The organism is Methylomonas stagni (assembly GCF_050154735.1).
In the GTDB taxonomy this organism is placed as follows: domain Bacteria; phylum Pseudomonadota; class Gammaproteobacteria; order Methylococcales; family Methylomonadaceae; genus Methylomonas; species Methylomonas koyamae_A.
The window spans coordinates 2,094,468-2,111,798 of record NZ_CP189557.1 but is presented as its reverse complement, the minus strand read 5'-3'; the positions used below and the strand labels follow the sequence as shown (position 1 = coordinate 2,111,798).

17 protein-coding genes are annotated in these 17,331 nt (G+C 58.0%); 11 read left to right on the top strand and 6 right to left on the bottom strand.

Annotated elements, in window-relative coordinates; genetic code table 11:
* Window positions 1-6: 6 nt before the first annotated feature.
* The 5 genes from ACP4CD_RS09775 (at window position 7) to ACP4CD_RS09755 (ending at window position 6,174) form a co-directional block, all read left to right on the top strand.
* Window positions 7-4,293 (top strand): RHS repeat-associated core domain-containing protein, encoded by a 4,287-nt coding sequence (locus ACP4CD_RS09775; protein WP_426994397.1) that lies wholly within the window; start codon window positions 7-9, stop codon window positions 4,291-4,293.
* A gap of 12 nt (window positions 4,294-4,305) precedes the next feature.
* Complete coding sequence (locus ACP4CD_RS09770; RefSeq protein WP_426994396.1) at window positions 4,306-4,620, top strand: hypothetical protein; 315 nt, start codon at window positions 4,306-4,308, stop codon at window positions 4,618-4,620.
* 169 nt (window positions 4,621-4,789) lie between these two features.
* Entirely contained in the window at window positions 4,790-5,305 is a 516-nt protein-coding gene (locus ACP4CD_RS09765) for an RHS repeat-associated core domain-containing protein (RefSeq protein ID WP_426994667.1), read from the top strand.
* Complete coding sequence (locus ACP4CD_RS09760; protein WP_426994666.1) at window positions 5,298-5,630, top strand: AHH domain-containing protein; 333 nt, start codon at window positions 5,298-5,300, stop codon at window positions 5,628-5,630. Before ACP4CD_RS09765 ends, ACP4CD_RS09760 begins: the two co-directional genes overlap by 8 nt.
* Window positions 5,611-6,174, top strand: a complete 564-nt coding sequence (locus ACP4CD_RS09755) for a hypothetical protein (protein WP_426994395.1) — start codon at window positions 5,611-5,613, stop codon at window positions 6,172-6,174. The genes ACP4CD_RS09760 and ACP4CD_RS09755 overlap by 20 nt, the downstream gene beginning before the upstream one ends.
* Before the next feature lie 201 nt (window positions 6,175-6,375).
* Here ACP4CD_RS09755 and ACP4CD_RS09750 read toward each other — a convergent pair whose 3' ends face one another.
* Window positions 6,376-7,368 (bottom strand): FecR family protein, encoded by a 993-nt coding sequence (locus ACP4CD_RS09750; RefSeq protein WP_426994394.1) that lies wholly within the window; start codon window positions 7,366-7,368, stop codon window positions 6,376-6,378.
* 14 nt (window positions 7,369-7,382) lie between these two features.
* On the opposite strand from ACP4CD_RS09750, the gene ACP4CD_RS09745 reads away from it, so the two are divergent.
* Complete coding sequence (locus tag ACP4CD_RS09745; protein WP_426994393.1) at window positions 7,383-7,607, top strand: hypothetical protein; 225 nt, start codon at window positions 7,383-7,385, stop codon at window positions 7,605-7,607.
* 92 nt (window positions 7,608-7,699) lie between these two features.
* On the opposite strand, the gene ACP4CD_RS09740 is transcribed toward ACP4CD_RS09745, so the two are convergent.
* The 3 genes from ACP4CD_RS09740 to ACP4CD_RS09730 all read right to left on the bottom strand — a co-directional run bounded on the left by ACP4CD_RS09740 (window position 7,700) and on the right by ACP4CD_RS09730 (window position 10,100).
* Window positions 7,700-8,227 carry an RNA polymerase sigma factor gene (locus ACP4CD_RS09740; RefSeq protein WP_426994392.1) on the bottom strand — a complete coding sequence of 176 codons (528 nt, stop codon included), beginning with the start codon at window positions 8,225-8,227 and terminating at the stop codon, window positions 7,700-7,702.
* Window positions 8,228-8,529: 302 nt separating this feature from the next.
* Window positions 8,530-9,552 carry a FecR family protein gene (locus ACP4CD_RS09735; protein WP_426994391.1) on the bottom strand — a complete coding sequence of 341 codons (1,023 nt, stop codon included), beginning with the start codon at window positions 9,550-9,552 and terminating at the stop codon, window positions 8,530-8,532.
* 26 nt (window positions 9,553-9,578) lie between these two features.
* A complete protein-coding gene (locus ACP4CD_RS09730; RefSeq protein WP_064028151.1) occupies window positions 9,579-10,100 on the bottom strand; it encodes an RNA polymerase sigma factor in 522 nt (173 codons plus the stop codon).
* A 748-nt stretch (window positions 10,101-10,848) separates the two neighbouring features.
* Here ACP4CD_RS09730 and ACP4CD_RS09725 point away from each other — a divergent pair.
* The 3 genes from ACP4CD_RS09725 (at window position 10,849) to ACP4CD_RS09715 (ending at window position 13,846) form a co-directional block, all read left to right on the top strand.
* A complete protein-coding gene (locus ACP4CD_RS09725; RefSeq protein WP_426994390.1) occupies window positions 10,849-11,475 on the top strand; it encodes a hypothetical protein in 627 nt (208 codons plus the stop codon).
* Window positions 11,429-12,691 carry a hypothetical protein gene (locus tag ACP4CD_RS09720; protein WP_426994389.1) on the top strand — a complete coding sequence of 421 codons (1,263 nt, stop codon included), beginning with the start codon at window positions 11,429-11,431 and terminating at the stop codon, window positions 12,689-12,691. The genes ACP4CD_RS09725 and ACP4CD_RS09720 overlap by 47 nt, the downstream gene beginning before the upstream one ends.
* 123 nt (window positions 12,692-12,814) lie before the next feature.
* Entirely contained in the window at window positions 12,815-13,846 is a 1,032-nt protein-coding gene (locus tag ACP4CD_RS09715) for a hypothetical protein (protein WP_426994388.1), read from the top strand.
* A gap of 52 nt (window positions 13,847-13,898) precedes the next feature.
* Here ACP4CD_RS09715 and ACP4CD_RS09710 read toward each other — a convergent pair whose 3' ends face one another.
* Window positions 13,899-14,888 carry an exo-beta-1,3-glucanase gene (locus ACP4CD_RS09710; RefSeq protein ID WP_426994387.1) on the bottom strand — a complete coding sequence of 330 codons (990 nt, stop codon included), beginning with the start codon at window positions 14,886-14,888 and terminating at the stop codon, window positions 13,899-13,901.
* A 676-nt stretch (window positions 14,889-15,564) separates the two neighbouring features.
* A complete protein-coding gene (locus tag ACP4CD_RS09705) occupies window positions 15,565-16,440 on the bottom strand; it encodes a LysR family transcriptional regulator (protein WP_426994386.1) in 876 nt (291 codons plus the stop codon).
* Between the two features lie 120 nt (window positions 16,441-16,560).
* Here ACP4CD_RS09705 and ACP4CD_RS09700 point away from each other — a divergent pair, with 120 nt between their 5' ends.
* Window positions 16,561-16,887, top strand: a complete 327-nt coding sequence (locus ACP4CD_RS09700; protein WP_064028162.1) for an EthD family reductase — start codon at window positions 16,561-16,563, stop codon at window positions 16,885-16,887.
* A gap of 105 nt (window positions 16,888-16,992) precedes the next feature.
* Window positions 16,993-17,295, top strand: a complete 303-nt coding sequence (locus ACP4CD_RS09695) for a hypothetical protein (RefSeq protein ID WP_426994385.1) — start codon at window positions 16,993-16,995, stop codon at window positions 17,293-17,295.
* Window positions 17,296-17,331 lie beyond the last annotated feature (36 nt).

Genomic DNA, 17,331 nt, shown 5'->3' with positions numbered 1-17,331 from the left:
GACAACATGCTTGCTACCCTGTCTAGTCGATTGCTGATAATAGTCGTTGGAATGTGCTTGCTTTCGGCTAACGCGTATCCCGATCCCGGTTTGCCTTACGAGCAATTGGCGGGACAGATGCAAGTCGAACAATCGGACAAGAACCGCGTACCTCAAGTGGAATTTCAAACCGAGCCGCTGTATGGCGCGACACTGCTGAAGGAAACAGACTATCGGGGCGAAGGCCAGTTTCCATTGGAGTTTACCCGGTTCATCACCTCGCCGCGAAGCATCACGGCGGAAGACTGCGACAATCAAGCCGCCATGAACGGGGAGTGGCCTCATAGCTACTCCAGTTGTCTGATAGACCATCTCAACTATGGTGGATCCTCCGGCAATCGAACTATCAGTGTTTGCACGATGGGGATTTGCACCAAGTTCATGGAGAACCTGAAGCCTTATGCCAGAGACATACACGATACTCTGGTTAAAAACGGGTCTGTTAACGGCGTCACCTACAAATGGGTATATACCAATTTTAAAACCGGGATTCGCGAAGCTTACGATAGCAAAAACCGCTTGGTAGCTCGTTTCAACCGGGCGGGTATAGAACATCGCCTTACGTACCAAACCAATTCGCCGTACAGATTGACTGAAGTGACTCACATACCGAGCGGCCGCCGCTTAAGTTTTCAATATACCTCCGCCGTGCTGTCGTCGGTCACCGATCCGGACAATCAGGTTTACCGTTACAACTTCACCGCTAGCCCGCGAACCATTACATTGCCCGCCGCCGATGGGGCTTCGGCGGCGCTCGTCAGGACTTATGCCACGGTGACGACCGTCGATTGTAACGGGATACCTAACGCGTTTTCTTATCTGAGCAAAGTTCAAGAAGCCGGGCAAACAGTCTTGGATGTCAAATTTGATTGGCTCTGCGGGACTCTTTTTCCAACCTACTCTCAAATCACCCGTGCCGGCCATAACGCGAAGAACTTGCTACAAAAGCGCGGTTTAGTTCTTAACTCGAGTCCCACCAAATACAAACTGACCGAGCAATTTACCGATTCAGATTCGAGTGCCTATCGCTCGGTACCCTATTTCCGATCCTTCAAATGCATCAATTGTACCGACACCGACGCGGCTTTTCTTTATAGACCGGTCGCCGTCAGCACCCGTTGCGCCGGCTGCGACGCCGACTACCAAGGCTACACCTGGCAGAAAAACGGCGACATGCTGACCCGCACCGATTACCTCAACCGGGTCACCCGCTTTACCTACAACAGCAACGGCCTGCCCCTGACCGAAACCGAAGCCGACGGCACCGCCGAAGCCCGCACCACCACCCGTACCTGGGACAGCCGCTTCCCGCTGAAAACCTCGGAAGTGGTTGGCGAAGTCGCCAAGGACTGGCGCTATAACGACCAAGGCCACCTCACCCGCGAAATAGTGCGCCCCGCCTCGGAAGCCTTGGTCAACGACGCCTGTCCGGCCAACTCCAAAACCTGTCATCAAACCGATGTCAGCTACAACTACGACCCCAACACCCACGTCACGCTGCGCGTCGTCAAAACCGGGCCGCGCCCGGAAAACGGCGCCAGCGTCACCGACTACCGCAGCAACGGCGACCTGTGGAAAACCACCGACGCGCTGGATCACGTGAGTGAAGTCGTAAGCGTCAACGCCCACGGCCAAGTTACCGATCAGTCCGACATCAACGGCGTTCACACCGTCACGGCGTACAACGCGCTACGTCAACCCAAGACCGTCACGGTCGGCAACGACGTGACCCGTTACGACTACTACACCGACGGCCGTTTGAAAACCCTGACCCGGCCGGACAACAGCGTACTCCACTACACCTATACCCCGGCCGGTTCGGTCAAGACCGTCAGCCTGACCCACGACGGCATTACCGACAGCGTCGAATATCAACGCGATAGCCGGGGCAAGGTCCTGCACACCATCGCCAGCCGTAGCGGCGACAACCCACAGACCTGGCACCAATCCTTCGACGACAAAGGCCTGCTGTTGACCGCCTCGGACGGCAGCGGCGGCTGGAACCGGGAACTGAAACACAACGCCAACAACCTGCTGGAACGCAGTTGCCTGAGCGGCGAAATCTGCGACCTGAGCTTCTACACCGGTCTGGATCAGATCAGCGACCGGGCCAGGGCGCCGCTGCTGAGCAACGGCACGCTGGGCGCGCAAACCCCGCTATTCAGCCTGGACTACGACGTGGCTGGCCGGGTCAAGCAAGTCGTCGATCCGGTGAACGCCACCACGCTATTAAGCAACAACGAACTCGGCAAGCACACCGACGAAGACTCGCCGGACTTCGGCAACCGCGGTTCGGAATACGACAAGGCCGGCAACGAAACCTACCGGGCGGACAGCGACGGCCATAGCGCGGTCAAACAATACGATGCGCTGGACCGCTTGACCCGGATTGACTATTCCGATGGCACCAGCTTGGTCCAAACGTGGGATATTCCCACCATTTCCACTGACCCTGGCGCATCGACCAATTATGTCAATCGTGTCGCCAGTAGAAACCGAAGTTCGGTGGTTACCGGCGCCCGACAGGTGGTTGATAATCTCAAATACAACGGTCGTGGCGATATTGTCGCGGCGGAACAATTGATCACTGGCTTTAATACCTTAAAAACCGCCGCTCAATTCGGGGCCGGGCCAGGCGACTCGGGACGTTTAGAGCGCCTGACCTATCCCGGTGGCCTGGCCGTCGCTTACGGCTACGGTAGCGACGGACGGATTGTCGACGTGAAAGGCTATTTGCCGAACGGCTGGGCGGATACCTTGGCGGCGGATATCAGTTATCAGCCGTTGATCGGTCGCTTGCGAAAACTAATGTTCGGCAATGGTTTGGTGTATTCCCGCGAACGCGACGCCGGTGGGCGTTTGTCGGCGGTTAAGTTGGTCAAGCAAGACCAATCGGTGCTTTACAACAACGAGGTTCGCTACGACGAGCGAGATCGAGTAAGCGGTTACGGTGAATACGGCTTCGGTTACGACGACCTGGATCATTTGTCGTCCCAAACCACCACCCAAAGCCAACAGCGCACTGAGCTGACCCACAATAACAACGGCAATTTAACCCTGTTGCAAAACTTCAGCGCTTCGGGCGGGTTAGCCCGCACCGACACGTTCAGTTATCTCGACAACCGATTGGTCTCCGAAAATATGACCCCCGCTCCGCCAGCGAACGGCTCCGGTGGTTGGAATGCAGCTTACGGTTTCGATCTGTCGGGTTTCGTGACCAAATACGGCGGTTTCAGCTTTGGTTACGACGCCAGCCGGGCGATGGCCTACTTCAGCAAAGCCGGCGTCGGCAGCGAATCCTACCTATACGACGGCTTACGGCGGCGCGTCTTAAAAAGCGGCGTGGCCGGCGAGACTCGGTTTGTCTACGATCAGGCCGACCATCTGATTTTCGAAGTCGCCGCCAACGGCAAAATGCGCAATTATGTTTGGTTGGGGGATATCCCTCTGGCGGTGATCGACCAAAATGCCGATGGTAGTGCCGCCGCGCTGTACTACATCGAAACCGACTTCACCAACACCCCGCGCTATTTGCGCCGGGCGGCCGGCGACCTGACCCAACCGATCTGGGCTTGGCCGATCGCCCCCTATGGCGACACCCCGGCCCTGGAAGACCCGGACGGCGACGGCGTGAAGACCGCCTTCAACCTGCGCTACCCCGGCCAATACTACGACGCCTACTCCGGCCTGCACTACAACCACACCCGCTACTTCTCGCCCCGCGCCGGCCGCTACCTGCAACCCGACCTGATCGGCCTGGAAGGTGGCACCAATGTGTATACTTACGCCAACGGCAATCCGGTCAGCTATACCGATCCGACGGGGACTGAAAGCGAAAGCTGTGGTTGTTTCATGACGTTATTCAATTTTCTAAATTTCGCTTGGTCAGCCGAGATGGCTATGATTAGCGAGATGACGGAACCTTCTCAGTCGGATCAGAAACAGAGCGAAACTGATGTCGGCGATAAGCATCCATCGACTCCGACCGGTCAACGCGGGGCTCCAATGGATGTCCCTAAAGGTACAAATCAGCCGACGACTATTGGTGAGAGGGAATACGGCGGGCACTCACTCGACCAAATGCAAGGTCGGGGTGTTCCTCCAAGTGCAGTTGAGGATGCGATTACGAACGGAACTTCTGTCCCAGATAAAACATACCCAGATTCGAGAATTCAAAATACAAGCGTAGATGGGGGGCTCGTAGTTATTACGGATAGAGATACTGGTCGAGTCATTACGGTTATTACTAAATAACGAGGTAATAAAATGAGCGAATATTTAATCCGACAAATAAATCAACTTAGGTTTTCAATATCTGATTTCCATAATGGAAAGCTTGACTTTAATAGTTTTATTCGTCGCATGGAGATGATTGGTACTGTAATTGGAGGTGGTTTTTGGGAAGATTGTTTGTTTCCATTAATTCTGGATTTAGAAATAATAAATAGCGAGCTTATTGATAAAAGTCGTAATATTGACTCTGAAGAAAATAAGCAAATAAACTCTATTCTCGATAAATTGGAAGAAGTATTAATTCATGAGGAGGATTCGTTGTTATGTAAGGACCGTAGGTCCGATTAGCGAAGCGTAATCGGACGAATGGTTGGTATGTCTCCGATTACGCTTCGCTAATCGGAGACAGTTGGGCGGCAACCCTCTCGCGGTGATCGACCAACGGCCGGATGGCGGTCTGGTCAACCACGCCTAACTCGAAACCGACTTCACCAACACCCCGCGCTATTTGCGCCGGGTGGCCGGCGATCTGACCCAACCGATCTCGGCCTGGCCAATCGCCCCCTACGGCGATACCCCGGCCCTGGAAGACCCGGACGGCGACGGCGCGAAGACCACCTTCAACCTGCGTTACCCCGGCCAATACTACGACGCCTTCTCCGGCCTGCACTACAACCACACCCGCTATTTCTCCCCACACGTCGGCCGCTACCTGCAACCCGACCTGATCGGCCTGGAAGGCGGCACCAACGTCTATACTTACGCCAACGGCAATCCGGTCAGCTATACCGATCCGACCGGGACGTATGCGACGGGGACGTATGTACTCGAAGCTGTTCCGCCCCTTTTTGAATCGTTTGGCTTAGCTTCGATGATTAGCGATTTCACATCAGCAATCGGGAACGCTTTCAGTTCGATTGGATCGTTTGGTGCCACGATGGGATTGGGATTGCATTCGCCCGGACTCAATCTAGGCGAACAAGAGCAATTGGGGTATTGGCGGTCTACTTATACCTTAACTAAATATCGTTAAGGAACGGGGCGAAACTAAGGACGAAGGCGATGCAACTCACCACATCGTGGCGTGGGGAGCTAAAAGAGCAGAAGATTCGCGCGCCATTTTGGCGAAGGTAGGGATGAGTATTGACGATGCCAACAATGGCTTATTCGTGCATGGCATGTATCATGACTATCTTCATACTAGAGCCTATCATGAAGCGGTATATGATTCCTTACGAGGAGCGGCAACCTATGGTGAAGTTGCGGATTCTTTGGCTGGTATCCGTGCAAGAATCCAAGCCGGAACCTTCCCTTTTAAATGGTTAGAACACATCATTTATGAAAATCTATCAAATTAGATGCGATAACCGTTATAGAGTACCTTTGCTCGTGGATTCTAAAGCCAGTGAATCTTATCTGGAAGGCAAGGAGTGGATTTCATTGTTGGATAGTTGGCAACCGTTGCCGTTTTATTTTTATTCAGATCCAAAAGACATCAGAAAAGGCTGGGACAAGCGAGCGGATATATGTGCCTATCTTGAAGGGCTTTTTATACCTCAAAGCCTGCTAGATACTATTTTTCCTGCAAAGCCTCCGGAACTGGAGTTTTCGCCGGTCTTGATCGACGGGGAGGACTGGCTGTTGCTGAATTGCCTGAAAACCACCAAGGACTATGATCCGGAGCGATCGAAATTTCATCGAGATAACGATGACCGTCGGCAAATCTATATGATCGATTATGTCGTTATCCACGATCCCACCGTTGAGTCGGTCGGTTTGTTTACGCTCGAAGATTCCAATAGGTCAACCCTGTTTGCCACCCAGACATTTGTCGATCACATTCATCAACTTGGTTTGAAAGGCATCAGCTTTCGGGAAATCGGCATACTCGAACCACGTTAGCGAGTTGCCGATATAAACGCCATAGGACCGTAGCCATGTGGACGCGGATTTTAACGGTGGGCAAATTTGCCTACGCTTCATCTGCTCGTAACACTCGTTGATTCAGGGTGCCGGTAAGGCTGGGCGGCATCCCTATGGCGGTGATTGACCAAAATCAGATAGGCGTTTTTACTTCGCGCTAAATAGTTATAAAAGCCCGAATCAATCGTTGCCGCGCTTGTCGAGCACGGCTTGCCGCGGATTGGGTCGGCGAATGTCGATGGGCAGCGTCATCGCGATGATGTTCAAGGCGCTGTCGAGATTGTCGGTATGAAACGTGCCGCTGACCTTGAGTTTGGCCAAGGCCGGGTCGGCCAAGGTCAGGCGGATGTCGTGATAACGCTCCAGCTCGGCCAAAACCTCGTCAAGCCGGCGGTTTTCGAAGATCAACCGGCCTTCGCGCCAAGCGGTCTGCATCGCGATTTGGTTGGCGGGCAATTCGCGAAACCGGCCCTTACGGTCGAAACTCAACGCTTGGTTGGCGTGGATTTCCCGATTTTCGATGTGATCGACTCGAACCGCGCCTTCGACGACCGCGACCGTCACTTCGTCGTTATGCAGACGCACGTCGAAGCGGGTGCCTAAATCGACGACGCTAGCGCCACCGACTTCGATTTGGAACGGGCGGTCCCGGTCGTGCGCGACGTCGAAGTAAGCCTCGCCCTTGATCAGCACCAGCGAGCGACGCCAGCGGTCGAGGTGTACCGTCAATTCGCTGTCCGGACTCAATTCCAGCCGGGAGCCGTCCGCCAATTGAACCGTCCGGCTGGCGCCGCGCTCGGTCGCGTAAACCGCGTTGCGCCCGTACCAGCCTCGTTCGGAGAAGGTCGCCACGCCCAGACCCAACATCAGACAGGCCGCCAACGCCGATTCGGCGAGCCGGCGGCGCGGGCGCCGGTAGATCAGCGCGGCGGCGCGGACCGGAAAGTCCTGGCCCTTAAAGCCGTCAAGTTGTCGCCAGCGCCGCGCTATTTGCCGGTAGATCCGTTCGTGACCTTCGTCCCGCGCCAGCCACGCTTCGAAAGCCGCGCGCTCGGCCGGCGTGCAGTCGGCCGATTCCAGACGCAGCAGCCAGTCGATCGCTTGTTGCTGCAAGGTGGGCGGAGATTCGGGCATGCGCTTCAAGACGGTTGGCGAGTCGGGTAGGAAGGGCATTGTAAACCCTTGGGTTGAGCCATCGCGACCATGCTCGCGCCTTGAAAAACGCCAAATCCGCTCGGGAGAGTGGCTTCGACGCCAATTTCTCTCGGTCCTGCGCGGTATCGACGCAAGGGCGGGTAAAACCCGTTGCCGCCTTGATTTCCAGGCTGTACGCAGCGGACGTTCAATATGTCACGATTCGGTTTGCCAATGGTGTCGCGACAATCGACTCGCGGTTCGTCGCGCCGGACTAAGCTACTGGAGGTACCGCGCAAGCTAGTCGCGGCACACTGACCGCGACCGGAGTCTTGGCGCCCGGCGAAGGGCTCGGGGGAGGCGGGAAAGGTCATTGTTCGCTCCAGTCGGTAAAGCGCGTCAGTACGTGATGAGCGGCGATGCCCACCAGCCGGACCGAGTTACGTTCCGAGATGCCGAGGCGCCGGCCGATTTCCCGATGCGGTAGTCCTTCCAGGCGATACAGCACGAAGGCGTGGCGGGTGTTTTCCGGGAGCTCCAGCAAAATGTCGTTCAGGGTTTGCAAGGCTTGGCGGCTGGTCAGGCGGTCTTCGGGTAGCGGCTCCGCGTCGGCGATTTGTGCCAATAGCGCGTCATCGGCGCCGGCATCGTGGTGAAAACGCTCGCGGACCGACTGACGGCGGTGTTGATCGATACTTAGGTTGGCTATAGTCCGGTACAGAAAAGCCCTGGCGTTATCGATCGATTGCGGGTCGGGACATTGCAGCAGCCGTAAATAAGCCTCCTGCACCAAGTCCTCGGCGCTGTCCTGCCCGCCGCGCTGCCCGGCAAACACCCGCAACTCTTGACTGTGGCGTTGAAATAATCTGTCGAACAGCGATCGTTTGGATTTTGGCACGCGGCGGTCCGGAAGGGCAGGGTCGGCGGTCGACTTTGGGTTAAAGTCCCGTTTCAAGCAAGGTTCGTACCCCAATTGGATCGCTGTCGCGGATTGAGTTACTGTTGTTTAACAAATCCAACGGTTTGGCGGAGTTTGACGAGGGCGATTTTTCGAACCGGCGACGTTCGCGGCGGAGAGCAAGTGCGGCATATCCCGCAACAGCGGTCGCGCGTTACGGCAAGTCGCGCGTTTGGGATGGCCGGGCGGCGAACGCCATTTGAATACCGATGCGGGCGCTTTATCGCCAACCGATCCGGTCGTTACAGCTTGTCAGACGCCTCGACGACGATTTCCCGCTCGCCGAGACGCTTGATTTTCACCGGCAGCAGCGTGGCGACGGCATTTAACAAGTTGTCGAGTTGCTCGGTGCGGAAATTGCCGTTCACCCTTAGGCCGGCCAGTTTGGGATCGCGCAGCCGGATGACCACGTTGTGGTAGCGGCCGATTTCGGCCATCACTTCGCCGAGCGGCCGGCCGCGAAACAGCAATTGGCCCCGGCGCCAGGCGGTAGCGGCGGCGATGTCGGTTTGGCCGGCGGCCACGAAGCGGTCGTCGCTGTCGTAGGCCAGTTGTTCGCCGGCGCTCAACTCGCGCCGTTGTTGGCCGCCGGCCATTTCGACCTTGCCTTCTTGCACCGCTACGCTGACCCGGCCGGGTTGTTGGTAAACGTCGAACGCGGTGCCGATGTCGCGCACCGTTAGATTGCCGGCGGTCACGCTAAACGGCCGAGTCGTGTCGTGGCGTACTTCGAAGAATGCCTCGCCGCGTACCAGATCGACGTGGCGCCGGTTGCGGTTGTAGCGTACTCGAACTTCGGTATCGGTATTCAATTCCAAATGGGAGTCGTCGGACAAGGTCACCGTCAGCCGCTGGCCCTTGCCGGCGCTGTAGGTGCTGGACCAACCATACCAGCCTTGCGGCGAAAACACGGCCCAGCCCAGCCCCAGCAATACGGTCGCTGCCATGGCCCAAACGGCCGGCCGGCGGCGGCGAACGTCGTTCCGGGCCGCGCGGTAGCGCAACGCGGCGTCGCGAGCCGCAAAGGACTGCCGGGTAAAGGGTTCCATCCAAGCCCACTGCGCCTCGGCTTCGCGATAAGCGTCCGGATGGGCCGGATCGGCGGCCAGCCAAGCCGTAAAGGCCTGGCGCAGCGCCGGGTCGGCCGGCGTTTCGCGCAGTCGCAACAGCCAAGCGATCGCTTGGTCGCGTTGAGCTTGAGTACAGGCCGAAGACTGGGTCACGCGGATGTCGGAGTCGAAGTTGGAAGGGAGCAGTTTAACCAAAGTCGGGCGGGGACGGTCGGCTGGGATTAGAGTCGCGCCGCGTCGGCGGCCAGCCGGGCGCTGATGTGCTGCATCGCCAGCATCACGTATCGTTCCGAGCCTCGCACCGAAATGCCCAGCCGGTCGGCGATTTCTCGGTGCGAACAACCTTCGATCCGATACAACACAAAGGCGTGGCGTTGCAATTCCGGCAACTCGTCCAGCCAGGCCGAGAAGCGTTCGAGCTGCTGGTGGGCCTGCCAGTAATGTTCCGGGGACAAGCCTCGATCGGGAATCAGCTCCGGCTCGGCGTCGGCGTCGGCCAAGCGTTCGCGTATCTCGCGGCGGCGATGCCGATCGACGGTCAGATTGGCGGCGGTTTGCAGCAGAAAGGCTTTCGGATTGCGGATGGTCTCCGGCGCCGGATATTGCGACAGTCGCAAAAAGGTTTCCTGCACGATGTCGCCGACGTCCGGTTCCTTAGGCCAGCGGCCGCGCACGAAGGCGCCGATTTCGTCGGCGTGCCTCAAGAACAGAGTTTGTAAAAAACCGGAAGATGCGTCGGACATGGACGGCTTGGCTGGATTTTAGGATGGTCGAGCGCCTTAGGCAGCAAGAAACACGCCACGGGTTAGCGTTGGCCGGGAAGACTGCATTGTCGTGTCGGCAGCCGGTCAGAGTCGAAAGGCTTGGCGAGCGGAGCGAATCGCCCGGTGCCGGTTGGCGACGGGGCGTGATAACTCGCTGGGGCCGGCTTTCACCGCGCTTGAGGGCGTTTAGCCGAGAATCGGCGCAACGATTCGAGTGGCACCCAAGACGTGCGGGGGAGCAGGCGTCGGTCGAATCATTTCTCGGCATACCCTTGGAACTAAAGTGCGTGATATGCCGTATTTTTTGGAAAAATGCGGCATATCACGCATAGGGGCGCGCCGGCCAGACACGGCGGGCGACCGGGTTCGCCGTGAATTCACGGTTTGGCGGCAAGTAGCGTGGCTGGCGACTTTCGCGCCACCGGAAAGTCAGGCATCCGCTCAGGCTGCGACCGGTAGCTTCCGTTTTTTCAGTTCCATGCGTAAATCAGCTGTCGATGCGGCGGGAACATGCCGGATGTTCAAATTCGTTAATCCTCGGAGGGGCACGGACTCCGGCCGAACCCATCCGTACCAGTACAAATGTACTGTTGCATATCGCCTATGATTGGACGATCATCGCCAACGCAACGGTGTCGATGCCGGCGGTCGCCGGCATCGGAAACTCGCTACCCATCGCGCGAAACGACCGGCGTCCCTCGGTCCGCCATTCAAGTGAGGTTTAGCCATGCCTGTCTCGAGAACCAGCGTCAATTTGCCCGGCTTTGTCGGCGGCGTTTTCGCCACCGTCTTTTTGACCAAGGCGGCCAGCTATCTGACGCCTTACAAACTGTATTTTTCGTTCTCTTCGTTTATGTACAGCGAGAACGGCGCTTTTCGTTGGGAGTCGTTGACGATAAAGCTAGCCATTCCTTGTTTAGTGGGCTTTCTGCTGTTCTATTTGCCGTTCAAATGGATGCAAGTCACCAAGGGTAGCCGGATCAATTACCGAAACATCTACCGTTATTTGGCTCAACAAGCGGCATTGACCGCGCGTACCGCCGGATTTTTCGCGGCGCTGTTATTGGCTTGGCCGTTCATTGTGTTTTGGGACGTGTTGCAGCAGCCGGTTCTGCATCATCTGCAATTTCAATACGCCTGCGTGTATTTTTTGTACTTCGTGTCCTTCTCATACTTTGCCGGTTTGGGGGTCGATCTGGCCAAGCTATTATTGCGCGAGCAATTGCCGCAACCGGCGACCCACGATGTGGCGGGAAATCTCGCTTGGCTGGAAACCGTTCGTACATCTTTCATGGGGATTGTCACCAGTGGGATCGCTACTTATTTCGCCGCTATCTTGGGCCGCGCTACTTAAAAAAACCGGGCGCGAATTGCTGCTGTTCGCCGGTTTGGGCGGCTTATTCGCCGCCGCGGCTTTTTTCGAGCCCTTCAACAACGAAAAACCCTATACCGGCCAAACACCGGATCAAGTGGTTCGCGATCATTTGACCATGCCGGAGCGCTTGGGTTACGCAATTCTGTTGCGGTCCGGCTATGCTCAAGTTCAGTTGTACGACGAGGGCGAAGGAACGGCCATTTCGCTGTCGGAACAGAAAAACAGACAGAATATCGCGCTTCACCTCAGTATCGCCTCGTCGCATCCGGAGCTGGCCTGCTTGCGTCCGGATTACACGGTTGCGGTGGCCGACATCGGCGGCATCGATATTCATAATTTAACGATCGCGATCTTGGCGGCGGAAAAATACAACCGTTCCGCATTCGAGCGGCGCATCGAATTCGGTTTGGCCGACATCATCTTGCGATTGACGGGGCGACTGCCGAATTTCTCCTACGGATTAGCGCAACTACGTCCGGAAGTCGCCAGGCAGGTCCTGCGGAACGAGTTGGGGGACGCGCTATCGGACCGGGATTTGCTGGCCTTATTGGACAATCCCTGCCAGAACGCCAGACTGGCATCGCAATACCTAGAAATATTGGTCAAACAGGCCGGCGCGGCGAAAACCCTGGAAGCGTTGATTGCCCAAGTGGCTCGGACCTACAACGGTGCGGTGACACCGACGATACAAGGTCTCCGTTACGCGGACGCGGTTTTCGGCGCATACGGCCTGATACCTTCCGATTACGTCGGTGACCCGGCGCCCAGCGTTGCCGCCGATGTCGACATCCATTGTTTGACGTACGAACCGGGCGCGGTCGCGTTCAGCGACGCCACGATGCTGAAGTCGGCGATGCTGGGCTCCGGCGATGCAGCAGAATCCGAGCAGGATAAGAATGCTCCGGTGTCTAAGAAACCGGTAGTGCCGCCGGCGGAGCGAGACATTCAACTGAAATTTTCGACCACCGATCCGGGACCCGGCGCTTATACGGAATTATTAGCTCAGCGCCGCAAGCTATGGTTGGTCGAGCAATTGACGGCGTTGGGTTATAACAGACAACGGATCTCTATCGCCGACATCCGGCCGGAGGAATCGTTGTCGGCCGCGTGCGGCGATTCCGAATCGAAGTCCGATTTGGAGCCGAGCGTCGAAATCGATGTTTCCAAACCGGTTTCCGAGGCGGCAGCGGAATAGCCGTGGCGAATGCCATCGACATGGCGGGTCGCGAGTAGCACGATAAGACCTCAAGTTCGCCAGCGCTTTGGGTTTTCCGCAAACAGTGCTTAGCGGCTTGATTCGACACTGACGGGGATACTTATGCAGATGCTCGGGGCGATTCCTATCGGCATTTGGGCACCGTTGCTGGGCTTGGGCTTGGCGGTATGCGCCGGGGTGTGGCTCGGAGAACGGAAGGCATTTGCTCGGCGCGGCAAAGTCGCGGCCTGGCGCTGGGTCCGGCTGGCGACCCTGCCGATCTTGGCGGCGACCGCCGCGGTCGCCTGGCTGCCGGCGCAAGCGGTCGGAGGCCCGGAAGCCTTGGCGGTGTTTTACCTGTGTTTGTTGTTCGTTTGCCCGGTCGTGTATTTTGGCTTGCATGTCTGGCTGGGACGATGGGTTTCACCGGCACTGATCGGCGGCGAAGCCTTGGGCATCGCCGCCACCGGATTACTGCCGATCGCGGTGCCGGTCGCCGCCGCTCATCTGTTGCAACCCTGGTATTTCGAAGCACGCGCGGCGGTTGCCGAGGCCGGCCGATTGCGAGCGCCGGTGCGGCCCAGGCCGCATCGCATTGTCGACGAGCGTCGGTTTTTACTGCCGGAAATAGGCGAAGTGTGGGCCGAACATTGGCTGGCGCCGGGCGGGGTTCGGGTCGAACGTATCGAGTCGCGGCACGGCGGCGAGTTTTCGCGAGCCGACGATAGCAGCGGCGGCGGCTTGTGCCGGGCGGGCGATGACGTGTATCTGTTTTGGTCCGCCGCCGCGCCGACGCCGCATTGGCGAATGTTTTGGCGCGACGAGAGCAGCGAGTTGTTGCAATCGGAATGGACTTCGCAGCCGGCCGCCGGGCCGGCCGAGCATTTTGAGTTGCGTTGGTCGGACGCCGGCTTGCGTTTGCCGGCGCGGATTCCGTTGGGCATGGTTGCTTTGGCGCGTGTCCCGGACGGCGGGGCGGAGTCTTTCGACGGTTTGTTGGGACTCGGGGCGGTTTACGATCCTCTCGACAATTGTCTGCCGCTGGATTTGCGCTGGCCGGCCAAGCCGGGTTGGTCGGCGCCGCAAGCATTGCGGATCGCGCAGTGGCGCATCGACTTGCAAACGATGCGTTTCGCGACCTTCCGCCGACCCTAGCCCAAATCCCGGACAACCCCAACACCACCCCAGCCGACCGTGGCTGCGGTGGTTAGCGTCGAGGTATGCCGTGGCAAGCGTAAGGCGCTTGTCCGGCGCAGATGCCCCAATAGCGGCCGAACAAACCTTCGTTGCCCGGTTTCCAATTTTCGGCGAAGGCTTCGAAGACCACGCCGGACCAGCCTTTTTCGGCCAGTTTCGCCAAGGTCGACGTCACCACCAGGGCCTGATTGGCGGGACTGGCCACGCCGCAGTGCTGACCGGTATGGGCGTTGACTTCGGTGCCGTTTTCCGGGCCGCTGGGCCAGCCGAATTCGGTGACGACCACCGGTTTGTCGGGATAGGTCTTACGCAATTGGTTCAGGCGAGCGATATGAAAGTCGGCGGCTTGTTCGGCGCTGGTGCAAGGATACAGGCCGGAAAACTTGTTCTCCCACCACGGAAAGATGTTCGCGCCTATCCAATCGACCTTGGCCGCGAACTCGGTGGGCTGACACTCGGCCGCGCGGTCGCACCATTCCCACCAGGTATCGATCGTCGTCAGCGGCTGACGGACGCCGGCCTCGCGGAAGGCGTCCAGGCAACGCAGGATCTCGCCGTCCAGGGCCTTGGCGTGGCGGGTGCGCACTTCCGAGCCGCAAGCCAACTTGACGATGGTGTCCGAATACGTTCGGGCGGCGGCGATGCCCTCCGAAATCGACTGAGAGTTCATCGCAATATCCCGGTCCAGCCAGATAATGGCAATCACCTTGAGTCCGCGAGCGCGGGCGGCGGCGAAGGTGTGCTCCAAGCCGTTGGTGACGCCGTAGGTCATGATGCAGCGAAACGGGGTTTGCGCGATCAGGCGGTCCAGCAAATTGTCTATCAATTCCGGGCTGGGATGGGCGCCCCAGTCCGGGTTCAATTGGCCGACGTAGGGACTGAAGGCCGCGCAGTGCATCATGTCCGCGCTAACGGTCGAAGTCGGAGTAGGACTATCGGCGGCGCGGCCGGAGCCGGCGGACAGGCTTAGAATCAGGATCAACCACATCCAACGTGACATGAGAACTCCTCGGCTGCAAGGTCAGCCGCTGTTTAAAGAGGGATTGCCGTTAGCTTGAGCGCCCGAACGGCTGCCTGGGATGCGGGAGGTTCGCGTGCATCCGGAGTGCAGGTTAAGCCTATCAGCGCACCGCTTAACGCCGAATTAACGCGGTTTTCGGCGGTCGCTCCGCCGGCGGCGTTGTAACTATTCAGAGGGCGTTTGGGGGAGGGGTTACCTGTGGCGTTAAGTTAAACCTAAAAAGGGCAGTTGGTATGTATTGCGGGCCGTTCGTGCTGAGTCCTTCGGCTGCGTTCAGGAGAGCCTTGTCGAAGCATGATGACGGCTCGGAATACACTCGCCAAATGGATGAATGAAAAATCCCGCGCGCCCTTCGACAAACTCAGGACGAACGGGATTTTTCATCGCCAAACTGCTCTTTTTAAGTTAAACGGTTACAGTCAATGTAAGCCGCAGGCTGAGCGGAGCCGAAATAAGGCGCTGGCCGGGCGGAGCCGAAATAATGCGGTGGCCGGGCGGAGCCGACATAAGGCGGTGGCTGAGCGGAGCCGAAGCCAGCGATTTCGCTTCGACGCCGCTCAGCGAACGGCATAGCCGACATTGAGGTGTTCATCCCCCGCTCTGTTGGGAGAGGGTATTTTTACTTCGCGCTGAATAGTCATGCGGCGTTTTCGGCCTAAAACGCCACTTGCAGTTTCGCCAACAGCGGCTTGAGTTCCGGATTGGCGGCGTTCGGCGCTGGATAAATCGCCGAGACGGTCCGACGAATGTCCGGGTCGGACAAATAGCGCCATTTCAAGCGCTCCGCTTGCTTGGGCACGCTGAATTCCGGCAGCAGCGCAACGCCGATGCCGGCGCTAGCCATCGCCAGAATCCAGTCTTCGCTGTTGCTGCGATAAGCGGCGTAGAGATCGATTTGCCGGCCCAGGCACACGCCGCGCAAGGTTTCGCGCAACTCGCAATTCAGCCGGTCCAGATAGGGTTCGGCTTGTATCGCCGCTAGATCGATGGCCGGCAATTGATTGAAACGGTGCCGGTCGTTAAACACGACGACGTAACGCTCCTGGTACAAGCTCAAGGTCTGGAAAGGCGCGGGCGGCGGCAGGGTGGGGGCGCTAATCACCAGGTCCAAGGTTTGTTCGTCCAGTTGCCGCAGTAACTGGGCCTCGCCGTCCACGACCAATTCCAGTTCCAAATGCGGGTGTTCTCGCTGGAAATCGGCAAAGAAAGGACTCAAATGCCGGGCGGCGATGGTCGTCATCACGCCGAGCCGCAGCGGCACGGTATTCAAGCGGCTGAAACGAATAGCCTCGGCTTTGACGGCTTGGGCCTCGCGGAAAATCTGACGCAAGGTCGGTTCCACCAAGCGGCCCAACGAGGTCGGTCGGCAACCGCTGCGTTCCCGGCTGAACAGCTCGCCGCCCAACTCGTCTTCCAATTTTTTGATGGCTTGCGTCAACGATGGTTGGGCGACGTAGCTGGACTGGGCGGCGCGGGTAAACGAGCCCTTGTCGCAAACCGCCAGGAAATAGCGGATTTGTTGCATTTCCATGTTCGCTCTCCGGATAATGAATAGGTAATACCTATTGTTTCATAGGTAGTCGGTATTTTACTACTGGCATAAAAAGGCGTTTCATATGTGCTCCCATTCATCAAAACATTGGAGTTACCTATGAAAGCAGCAAAATTAATCGTGATGTACCCAGTCCCGACCGATCTGGAAACCTTCGAGCGTCTTTATGCCGACGAGCACGTGCCGATGGCCGTCGAAAAATTGGCCGGGAAAACCCGTTTCGTGGCCTCGCTGATCCTGTCCAACGCCGACCAAAGTCCGGCGGCCTTCCACCGGATCGCTGAAGTTTATTTCCCCAGTCTGGCGGATTTGCAAGCCTGCTTGAGCTCGCCCGGCGGTCAGGAAACCGCCGCGCACGCGGTAGCGATCTCCAGCGGAGGCGCGCCGGTATTCATGATTTCAGAAGTGGAAACGTTCGACTTTTAATCGAAACAACCGGCCGGAAAGCGCCGAACCGGCTTATCCTCGATTGAGCGGGATAGGGCGGCGGCGTTTTTCGGTGCCGGATTCGAAACCCAACGGAGGAATCGAATGAATACCCGCTACCGCAAATATCCCTGGCGCCGCCGGCTGAAAAGCCGATGGCCGCCCCGCCTGCTATTGCTGGCGCTGGCCGGCTTGCTGAGCGGCTTGGTCTACGCCCGGCGCGGAGAGGTTCAAGTAGAGCCGGTTTGCGAGCCCGGCGCCGGCTTACCTGCGGATGGCGGCAACGCTTACGTCACGCCGCCGCCGGTTAACGCGGCGGCGGTGATCGACGCGGTTTACCGGGCCGAACCCGGCCAAACCGCTTGCCGGACTCAGCGGTCGGACGGGGCGGCTGCCTGGACGTATTAAGATAGATTCGGCCCAAGATGGATGTTGGTCATGTCG